The sequence below is a fragment of the Salibacter sp. genome (assembly GCF_031581065.1).
In the GTDB taxonomy this organism is placed as follows: domain Bacteria; phylum Bacteroidota; class Bacteroidia; order Flavobacteriales_G; family Salibacteraceae; genus Salibacter.
On record NZ_JAVLBN010000029.1, the window covers coordinates 17,617 to 27,878 of the forward strand.

Below are 10,262 nucleotides of genomic sequence, written 5' to 3' on the forward strand. Positions count from 1 at the left end.
AAATTGTTCAATTTAGATGGCTGTTTCAAATTTTCAGAATCGCATGTCTAAATTATTACGAGCAAATTTATTTTCAAAGAAAGGGTTTTCCACTTTAAAGTGGACAATTGCTTTATTATTTGCTTTAAAGGTTTTGCTTTTTGCGATGGCTTATCCTCTTTTTAATACCACTGATGAGCTTCCTAATTTTGATACTGTTTTAAAACAGGGTAAAGGATATTCTTATGAAGATAGAAACTATTACTTTGACACATTAACTTTAGAGTTAGCCCATAAAGTACAGTCTAAAGAGTATTTGTTGGGTGAGTTTCAAAATGAAGATTTTGTCCCACTTTTAAAACTCCAATATCAAGATGATTTCGAAGGGTATTTTTCTTTCTTTTCAAAGACAACCCATCAACAAACACATTCATCTCCTTTCTATTTCAAACCTCTAGGATGGATGTTTTACGCTTTACCTGATGATCTGAATCCTTACCTGAAAATATATAGTTTGCGTTTCGTCAATGTTGTACTGGCTTTTTTCCTGGCGTTTTGGGCTATAACTTTGGGTATGCAGGTTTTTCAAAACAGAGCTTTAGCTTTATCGTGTGGAGTTTTACTGCTAGGTATCCCACAATCGATTTATTATTTTATAAATGTTGACATTCTAAGTGCATTGTCAGCTGTGGTCTTTTTACTTTTTGCAGTAAAGTCTTATCAGCATTTTACATTAAAAAACTTGTTACTAGTCGCTCTTACTGGAGCGTTGACTATTTTGATAAAAGCATCAGGGTTAATAATAGTATGTTGTGGTTTTTTATTGTTGTTGTTTGGGAGAATAGAAGTTAGATGGAAAAGGTTTTTTTACTTACCGATTAGTATTTTACTGATGATTTTATTAATGCTACCAGGTTTCATCAATCGGGTGAGTAGCGGAGTTGGATTGTTTGCAACGAAAGAAAAGGTAAAAGTGTTAGGTTGGACAGCAAAGGAAGTTGAAAATTATTTTCCCCATGTAATAACATCAATTGGAGGAATGAGTAATTTTTTCACTAAGACATGGCAATCGTGGTGGCTGGGTGAAAGCTTGTGGGAGGGAACTGATATTTACAGCTCTTTTTCAACTTATTATGTAACGATAATTACAACTCTTCTTTTGCTGGTTTTTGCAGTGAGGTCATACTACTTATCGAATTATCATGGACTTCTCAATAATATTAGAAGGATTTCCTGGTTTAGTTATATCGGTTATTTTTTATTGTTCGCTTTTTTGAGTGTTAGATATGATTTTGGAAATTGCGTTTACCCCAGTAAAGCGTTTCCTATTTTTGTCTCTGGAAGGCTTATGCTTGGAATGTTATTCCCTTTTTTATTCTCGTTTGTAGATTCTGTTTCAGGTTTTTTCAGAGATAAAAAAGTTGTTTTTTACATAGTATTATGCTTTACGCTTTTTCATCTTGGCCTTGAGCTTATTGAAACGAAGGATATATTTTACTCAAACAAGAACTTCTTTTCAAAAGTGCTTAAAATTTCATTCTAAAATCATGAGCTCCTAAGCTAAGGTTGGGATTGTAATGAGGATCGTTCTCTATATATTTTTCCCAGCGATCACGTAGCATCTTGATTTCACTCTTATGTCTATTCATGGACTCTTTTGTAAGGTGAGGATGTCCACGGGAGATAGATTCAAAATGGTAAACTTCAACGTTAGGCACATACACATTTCGGTATCCTGCATTCATTACTCTCAAGCAAAAGTCTACATCATTGTATTCTACAGCAAATTGTTCGTCAAACCCGTCTAATTGATCAAAGACTTCGGTTTTGACCATAAAACAAGCAGCGGTAAGGGCAGAGTAATTGTTTAGCAGGTTTACGTAATTAAAATATCCCGGACCTTCCCTGTGTTCGCCTACCAGTATATGACCTGCAGCACCTCCCAGGCCAATGACTACTCCTGCATGTTGAATAGTGTCGTTAGGATAGAGTAATTTTGCACCAACTACACCAATCTCATCACGTTGAGCTTGTTCGATCATCCCTTCGAGCCAGTCATTAGAAATAATTTTAGTATCGTTATTGAGCAAGACTAAATATTCTCCTGTTGCATTTTTTCTACCAAAATTCATGAGGTAGGAGAAATTAAATGGTTCTTCAGTGCGGGCAGTCTTAAACCTGTTAGGTTCATCATTTTGCCATTTTTTTAGAAGCTCGAATGTATCCTGTTCAACACTGTTGTTATCGATTACGATTACTTCAAAGTTAGGATAGGTCGTTTTTTCAAAAATAGACTCAATGCAGGTTTCAAGTACATCAGCTTTATCTTTTGTAGGAATAATAATTGAAACTTTTTTTGAGTCATCGTGAACATTGAGCCTTATTGAATAACCACGAAAGCCATCGAGGAAATCTACTTTTCCCGGTATTTCTCTTCTTTCGAGAGCTTCAGTCAGAGCCTTTTGAGCTGCCATGAAGGCATACGGCTTTGCCTCTTCAGATGAAGCTGTAGATTCCTCGTGAACGCGCCAATGGTAGAGCACTTTGGGGATATGGTAAACGTTGTTAGTTTGTTCTGTAAAACGCAGTACCAAATCATAGTCCTGACTCCCTTCAAAACCAACTCGCCAGCCGCCAATTTTTCGCATTATGTTGGTTCTGAAAACCGTTAGATGGCCAAGGTAATTCCTGGAAAGTAAACTCTCTGGAGACCAGTCAGGCTTAAAGTGAGCAAAGCTGTGATGATCACTTTCGTCAATCTTATCTTCATCTGTATAAATGAGGTCTGAATTAGGGTTATCAACAATTACTTTAGCTACTTCATAAAGGGCGTTTAATGAAAGTAAATCGTCTTGATCCATCAGTACAGTGAAGTCGCCTTCAGCTTTTTTAAGTGCTGAGTTAGAGGCAGCTGAAATATGTCCATTTTCTTTTCGGTATACAACCTTAATTCTGGGATCTTTCTTCCTGTACTCTTCGAGTGTCTTTTTCACCTTAGGATCAGTAGAACAGTCATCTGATAAAATGAGTTCCCAGTTCTCATAGGATTGCTGCATAACAGAGTCTATTGCTGATTTGAAATATTTTATTGGTGGGTTATAAACAGGAATTACGACAGACATAAAAGGTGGATTGTCCCATTTTCCTGACTTAACTCTCTGCTTTAATAAGTCATCTTCTTTGGGTCTCTGTTGTTCAATCCAGTTCATGTATGGATCTTCGCTGTAGGCCAGGCCACCTTTTCCTGCTTCAACAATTACAACCCGAGCTTCTTCTAATGCCAGGTAAATGTGTTTGAATATTTTGGCCATGAACCTGCGAATAACCTGAAGTGATTTTTTTGAAAAAGCGACTACGATTTTTCGGAAAAAGTTTTGAGACTTGTCCATACTATTATTAGATCTAAACCTGCTCAAAAGAATTTTTAGCTCTTTGGCAAATTTGAAAAGTGGCATGGACTGAATTTGATTGAGTCTCTGTTGAGTCCTGAGAAGACTATCCATAGCATGCTTCAACTGATTTGAAATATGCTTTAATTGTTCTGAAAGTTTGTTCTTTTCAGATTCTACATTTTCAATGTGGGCTTGTTTGTCGTCAATCGCAGACCTTAATTCCTTTTGAGTGTGTTGATAGTCAGCTTTTGTATCTGCTAATATTTTTTTGAAGTTCTTCTCATTTTCACGAATACCTTCACTGAACTCAGCTATTTTAACACCAACGAAATATTGGTATTGATCATGGTACTTTCCAAAAAGTGATTTGTGCTTTTCTAATAGATAGTTGTAATTCTGTATATGATTTTCTTCACTTCTTGCAGACTGAACAAGAGAGCCCTCTCTAAGTCTGTAACGAAATAAAAAATCATTGATGTGATAAAAACTCCAACCTTGTTCGAGAGCATTCATCCACATATCCCAATCCTCATAGCCGGATTTAGGCATGTTTTGATCATATCCATTAGACTTTTCCCATATTTCCTTTCTGAAAACTGCACAATTATCGATGTAGTTGACAACAAGTAAGCGTCCAGGCTCTAAGTCTGGTAGTTTAACACGAGTTTCTTTCTCTTCGTCAAAATGTATTACATCACTATAAACAACTCCTACTTCATCATGGCTTTCGAGAATTTCAATTCCCTTTTGAATGTAGTCGTTTGAAATAGTGTTATCTGGGTCTACCGGTAGTATGTATTTTCCCTTGGCCTTTTTTATGAGGTTATTTCGAGTCGTTTCAACACCCTGATTTTCCTGCCAAAAGACCTGATAACCTTTTTGTGCGATTTCTTTTAAGACTGACCTGGTTTGCTCATCAGTAGACCCATCATCAAGAATAAGGACTTCAACATCCTTGATCTCATTATCAAATGACTCAAGACATTCTTCAAGGTATCTTCCTAAATTATAACATGGAATAATAATCGATAGAAGAGGCTTTCTCATACTCTAAAAAGTGATTGATAAATTTCTATTCCCTTGTCTACATCGCCATCAAATATTACAGCACCGTGATCAAGGCAAATTGTTCTGTCACAAATTCGTTTTACATCGCTCACATTGTGTGAAACGAAAAGGATCGTACTACCAGATGATTTAATTTCATCTATTCTACCCATACATTTTTTTTGAAAACCTTCATCACCAACTGCAAGGACTTCATCAACAATAAGGATTTCGGGGTTATTCGCTACAGCAATACTAAAACTCAACCTACTCAGCATTCCTGTAGAATAAGTCTTGAGTGGTTTTTTCAGTTCATCGTCAGTGAGCTCTGAGAAAGAAGCTATTTCATTTCCCTTTTCTTCTAAATCCTTTTTTGAAAAGCCCATTAGACTTCCTGTTAACTTGATGTTTTCATAACCTGACAACTCCATTTCAACACCAGCTCCAATAGCTAAAATAGGGGCTACTTTACCATTTACAGTTATTTGTCCGGTAGATGGTATTAACATACCTGCAACAGCTTTTAAGAATGTACTTTTACCAGACCCGTTTCTGCCAAGTAGGCCCACAGTTTGACCTTTAGGAATAGACAAGTTTATATCCTCAAGGATGCGTTTTTTCTCGAATATTTTTGATATTTTCTTTGATACAAACAGATCTTTTATCGAATTAACACCCTGGTTAAAAGTGTAGTAACTCAAGTTTACTTTGTCAAATATGATATGTTGATCTGCACTCATTATACGTTTGAGATAATACCGGGTTTGAGCCTGTTAAATATAAAAACTCCGAGTAAAAAGGTAACTGTTGAACAGGTAAAAGCTATCATCATCGTAGTGATGTCAGAGAATTGATTGTGATACAAAGCATCACGCATCATTTTAAAATAATGAAAAAGAGGGTTGAGCTTTAATACTGGGTGGTAGCTGTCAGGAACAAAGTCAAGAGTGTATGCTACTGGAGTGAGATAGAAGAGAGCTGGATTAATTGAATTCCATAAAATTGAAATATCGCGTAAATAAACATTCAGTGTTCCTAATATTAAACCTAATCCTAAGCTGAACATCCCTATTAGAATAAGGACTGGGATTACCATCAGTGTGTGAATACTGAACTGCAATCCAAAAAATATCATCAACCCAAAAAAAGGAACAAATACTAAAACCATGTTAAACGTCTCGGTTAAAACAGTTGACACAGGAAAGACAACGATGGGGACATTTATTGTTTTAATTACTCCGGCATTCGCAATCAAGCTCTGAATACATTGATTACTGGCATTGGAGAAAAATTGCCATAGAATTAACCCTGAGAGTACGTAGAGTGAATAACTTCGCATTCCCTGAAATGCTTGAGAAAAAACAAAGTGAAAAATTAAAAGGTAGAGCAAAGGGGTTATAAAAGACCATAAATAACCAAGTAGTGAATTTTTATAACGCAACATCATATTGCGTTTTATCAAATTCATTAAGATGTGTGCATTCGGTATAATTGTGGAATTGCTCATGAAATTCGGCCAAAAGTAAAATTAAATTTTTGTGAATAACGATAAGATTCTTTGGATAAATGGAAAATTCTTGAGTGCACCTGTTACAGGGGTTCAAAGATTTGCAAGGGGGATGTGTAAGGCTTTACATGAGAAGGGATGTCAGCTTAAGATTCTTGTAAACAGAGACCATGATAGGGAGTTTGAATATGGTGAACTTGTTGAAATAGGAAAACAGAAAGGTGTTCTCTGGGAACAGGTTGAATTGCCACGTTATTTGAAAAGATGTGGAAACCCCTTTCTATTGAACTTTTGTAACGTAGCACCATTGATTTACTCTCGTAACTTTATCGTAATACATGACTTAGCTGTTTTTGATCATCCCGAGTGGTTCTCAAAACGCTTTAGTTTTTGGTACAGGTGGATCATTCCTAAACTTGTAAAAAAATCACAACTAGCTACCGTGAGCGGGTTTTCAAAGACAGCATTAGTCAATAAATTTAATTTAGTCTCTAAAGATATTCTTGTTTTACCAAACGGGGTATATTTTGATAAGTCTAATTTTGATGAGAATATCAGTGTTGAATCACCATATATACTAGCTGTAGGCTCACATAGCCCAAGGAAGGGATTAGGGCAATTGATTAAAGCTTTTTCTAAAGCTGACTTACCAAATGTCAATCTTTACATTGTTGGATCAGGAAGTCATCATTTTTCTGGCATTGAAAAGTTAAATACTGAGAGAATAAAATGGGTAGAAGTTATTAATGATGCAAAATTGTGTTCTCTCTACAGAGGTTGTAAGGTAGTGGTTCAACCTTCTTTTTATGAAGGGTTTGGGTTACCAATACTTGAAGGGTTGTTTTTTAAAAAGCAAGTTCTGGCTAACGATTTAGCCGTATTTAGAGAATTATTTGGTAATTCTATCAAGTATACAAACACCTTAGACACAGAGGTGTTTTCAAAAGATTTGACTGATATTTATTACTCTGATAATAAGAACACTATCCCTTTTCCTGAACATTTGAGTTTTGATAAATCAGCAAGTAAGCTTCTCCAAAATCTTAATAATTAATTTATATTCGCACAAAGAATTAATCCTGACTTTGAAGCCTACAAGAAAAGAATTAAAAGTAGCGATAGTCCATGACTGGTTCATGGGTAAGGGTGGGGCTGAGCAAGTTTTTAAAGAAATTTTTAGTTCATTTCCCCAGGCAGATATCTATGCCCTTTTTAACAATATGTCTTCAGAACTTCAAAAAGAGTTTTTAGGAGACAAAAAAATAACAGTATCGTTTCTTCAAAAATTTCCTTTTGCTCGAAAAAATCATCGTTATTTCTTTCCTTTTTTTAAATATGCTATTGAGTCCTTCGACCTCTCGAAATATGATTTGATTATTTCATCATCACATGCTGTAGCTAAGGGTGTTAAGATAACTGATGGTCAAAGACACTTATGTTATTGCCATACTCCGGTTCGTTACGCCTGGGATATGAGAACTGAATATTTGGAACACGTTACCAATAAAGGGGTTAGGAAAATTGCAAATTGGCAGCTTGATAAACTTAAAAAATGGGATCATCACTCAGCAAACAGGGTAACCAAATTTGCTGCAAATTCAGTTTATGTATCAAAGAGGATAAAGAATCATTACTTACGTGATGCACAAGTAGTCTATCCGCCAATTAATACCGAATTCTTTATTCCAAATGGGATAACTGTGAAAGATCGCTCACAATATATTGTAGTCTCACGACTGGTTCCTTATAAACGGATTGATTTAATTATTAGAGCTTTCAATAAGATGCCCAACCTCCATTTAAAAATTATTGGAGAAGGCCCTGAATACTTGTCTCTCAAAGAAGCTGCCAATGATAATATTGAATTTCTTGGTTTTACAGGGAATGAGCAACTGAGAAAAGAGTTTCAAAAATCAAAAGCCTTAATCTTAGCTGCAAATGAAGATTTCGGTATAACCTCATTGGAGGCTCAAGCCTGTGGTATTCCTGTTCTAGCTCTTCGTAAAGGGGGGTATTTAGAAACAGTAAAGGAAGGGAAGACAGGCTTTTTCTTTGATAAACAAGATGTGGAATCCATCGTGGAAGGTGTGAGAAAATTTGAAAAAGATCGACACACTCTTGAGCCAGAAAGTGCTCGTGAGAATGCTCTTCGTTTTTCACGGAAGAGATTTAGAGAAGAGTTTAAATCTTTTGTAGAATCAGCTCTTAATAACTCCTAATTTACTTGAATGGAGTAGCTAAAATATTTCAGTGGCTGTTCCCAGCAGTCTTCTTATTCCCATTATTGCCATTGAATGTTAGTTCAATACTTTTCATACTTACTTTTATTGCGGCTTTATATATATCTATCAGTAAAAAGGAGTTCACTTTTAAAAATCATGTGCTTTACATTCCGCTAATGTTAATTGGATTGTACTATTTGATCTCGTTTTTATTTTCAAGCAATTCCTCTGCCGGTTGGTATGAATTTGAAAGACGCGCAATTTTATTGGCAGGTCCCATTTTATTTATGATGCGACCAGGTATTAATTTTAAAACAATTAGAAGAGCATCACTGATTTTTATTATCTCTTCCATTGTATTATCTCTTGTTTTTGTATATCTGCATATTCAACATTTCATACGAGAAGGGACTTCCCATGAGGCATATTTTTTTACTTTGAGGACATCTTTTGAACAAATCACGAATGTTCACCCAACTTACTTTTCTCTGTTTTCTGGTGCATCTGTCATACTCCTCACAAGAGATTTATTATCCAGGGATTTAACCAGTTCTATGAAGTGGGGCAATGTCTTCTCTTTATTTATACTATCAGCAGGTATAGTTTTTTCAGGGGCCAGAACAAGCATAGTTGCAACATTTTTAAGTGTTATTATTCTCTTTCTGCTAAAAAAGAGATATAAATATTTCTTGTTTGCCGGCTTATTGATTTTGCCTCTTGTGTATTTTGGAAGAGATGTTCTTTTTACTCGATTTGTGAACTTTTACGATGTTCTTTCTGGACAAATGTCTATTGGAACAATGGGTACCAGTGACCGACTAACTATTTTTCAGTGTTCACTGGAGTTGTGTAAACAACATTGGATATTTGGCCTTGGACCTTTAAATATTCAAAGTGCTCTCAATGGTTGTTACAGTATAGCTAATCCAGCATTAGCGATCAAGCATACTTACAATACCCACAATGAATACATGAATCAACTTTTATCATTTGGTCTTTTGGGGCTAATTTCCCTGGGAGCCTTTATTTTTTTTCTTTTAAAGAATCCGAAAAGACTGACCTTGGTTTTTTCATTAGGTGTTTTATTCGGGTTGCAGTTCCTAACCGAAAACCTTCTTTCACGTCAACATGGGTTATTTACAGTTTGTCTTGTTTTAGGTGTTTTCAATAGAATTGACCGATCTCCAGAATTTAAGCTATGGGCTTTTGGTTTGAAATGACTTCTTACTATTAACCACTGAATTTAAGTAAAAACCACTCGTCAAAAAGAAGACTCTCAATAAACTGTTTTCATTATTTTCGTCTTTAACCTAACATTGATACTATTTATAATGGAAATTAAGGATCTGACCATAAAAGGTGAATACAAAGGTGACGAAAAGCTCGAGAAACGTATTTCTAACTTCCAGAGTTATATTGATCTTCTCAATTCCCGAGACCTGGATAACGATGTCATTGATGCTATTAATTCGTCAATCGATGAATTGAACAATTTTGAGGGATCAAAACGCAAATTCAAATTAAGGTTGATGAAAGTCAGATCACAGGTGGTTAGGCATGTAGAGAAACAATCCAAACTGGTACCGCAAAACTATTACCGCAAATTGTGGCTTGCTCTTGGAATGTCAGTCTTTGGGATGCCCATTGGAGTTGTTTTTGGTACTTCTTTTGGTAGCATGGCTTACCTGGGAGTGGGATTGCCAATTGGAATGGCTGTGGGCATTGCAGTTGGAGCAAGTATGGATAAAAGAGCTCTCAAGGAAGGCAGACAGCTCGATATTGAAATCTCTTCATAAGCTTTGTTGACAAGGGTTTTTCTAAGAGTGAACTTTTAAATATGGCTTTTTTCTTTACATTTGATGGTATGAAGTCAAAATATATAGATGTATTGATGATTTTGATCATCGCAGTGTTTTTTCTGGTAATGAATGAATTTGGGTTACTTGAAAAATACCTGGAATTTATGCTGATTCCTATGTTGGCTGTCTATTTTATCGGCAAGTATGTTCAGCGAAAGTATAGTCGATAAATCGTATAATCTCTATTTCAATCAATACTTACATGCATTATGAAATCACTTTTCCTAACCCTCTTAATGTCTGTTTTCCTTTCTGG

The 10,262-nt window shown here is 35.5% G+C and carries 8 protein-coding genes; 5 read left to right on the forward strand and 3 right to left on the reverse strand.

Features of this window, described 5'->3' with window-relative positions; all coding sequences use genetic code 11:
• The first annotated feature begins 43 nt into the window (after nt 1–43).
• Entirely contained in the window at nt 44–1,522 is a 1,479-nt protein-coding gene (locus RI557_RS08000; protein WP_310667911.1) for a hypothetical protein, read from the forward strand.
• Here RI557_RS08000 and RI557_RS08005 read toward each other — a convergent pair.
• The 3 genes from RI557_RS08005 to RI557_RS08015 are packed head-to-tail and all read right to left on the reverse strand — an operon-like array spanning nt 1,506 to nt 5,886.
• Nucleotides 1,506–4,418, reverse strand: coding sequence for a glycosyltransferase (locus tag RI557_RS08005; protein ID WP_310683159.1), 2,913 nt, complete (start codon nt 4,416–4,418; stop codon nt 1,506–1,508). The two genes, RI557_RS08000 and RI557_RS08005, sit on opposite strands and share 17 nt — an antisense overlap.
• On the reverse strand, nt 4,415–5,158 hold the full coding sequence (locus tag RI557_RS08010) for an ABC transporter ATP-binding protein (RefSeq protein WP_310667913.1): 744 nt from the start codon (nt 5,156–5,158) through the stop codon (nt 4,415–4,417). The genes RI557_RS08005 and RI557_RS08010 overlap by 4 nt, the downstream gene beginning before the upstream one ends.
• Nucleotides 5,158–5,886 (reverse strand): ABC transporter permease, encoded by a 729-nt coding sequence (locus RI557_RS08015; RefSeq protein WP_310683161.1) that lies wholly within the window; start codon nt 5,884–5,886, stop codon nt 5,158–5,160. The genes RI557_RS08010 and RI557_RS08015 overlap by 1 nt, the downstream gene beginning before the upstream one ends.
• Nucleotides 5,887–5,956: 70 nt before the next feature.
• On the opposite strand from RI557_RS08015, the gene RI557_RS08020 reads away from it, so the two are divergent.
• The 4 genes from RI557_RS08020 to RI557_RS08035 all read left to right on the forward strand — a co-directional run bounded on the left by RI557_RS08020 (nt 5,957) and on the right by RI557_RS08035 (nt 9,943).
• A complete protein-coding gene (locus RI557_RS08020) occupies nt 5,957–6,979 on the forward strand; it encodes a glycosyltransferase family 1 protein (RefSeq protein WP_310667915.1) in 1,023 nt (340 codons plus the stop codon).
• 31 nt (nt 6,980–7,010) lie between these two features.
• Nucleotides 7,011–8,144 carry a glycosyltransferase gene (locus RI557_RS08025; protein ID WP_310667916.1) on the forward strand — a complete coding sequence of 378 codons (1,134 nt, stop codon included), beginning with the start codon at nt 7,011–7,013 and terminating at the stop codon, nt 8,142–8,144.
• 5 nt (nt 8,145–8,149) lie between these two features.
• Nucleotides 8,150–9,367, forward strand: coding sequence for an O-antigen ligase family protein (locus RI557_RS08030; RefSeq protein WP_310683163.1), 1,218 nt, complete (start codon nt 8,150–8,152; stop codon nt 9,365–9,367).
• A 111-nt stretch (nt 9,368–9,478) separates the two neighbouring features.
• Nucleotides 9,479–9,943, forward strand: a complete 465-nt coding sequence (locus RI557_RS08035; protein ID WP_310667918.1) for a hypothetical protein — start codon at nt 9,479–9,481, stop codon at nt 9,941–9,943.
• The last annotated feature ends 319 nt before the right edge of the window (nt 9,944–10,262 follow it).

Excerpts from the sequence above, each read along its gene's own strand:
- RI557_RS08000 (WP_310667911.1), top strand. The coding sequence starts at position 44 with ATGTCTAAATTATTACGAGCAAATTTATTTTCAAAGAAAGGGTTTTCC.
- RI557_RS08005 (WP_310683159.1), bottom strand. The coding sequence starts at position 4,418 with ATGAGAAAGCCTCTTCTATCGATTATTATTCCATGTTATAATTTAGGA.
- RI557_RS08010 (WP_310667913.1), bottom strand. The coding sequence starts at position 5,158 with ATGAGTGCAGATCAACATATCATATTTGACAAAGTAAACTTGAGTTAC.
- RI557_RS08015 (WP_310683161.1), bottom strand. The coding sequence starts at position 5,886 with ATGAATTTGATAAAACGCAATATGATGTTGCGTTATAAAAATTCACTA.
- RI557_RS08035 (WP_310667918.1), top strand. The coding sequence starts at position 9,479 with ATGGAAATTAAGGATCTGACCATAAAAGGTGAATACAAAGGTGACGAA.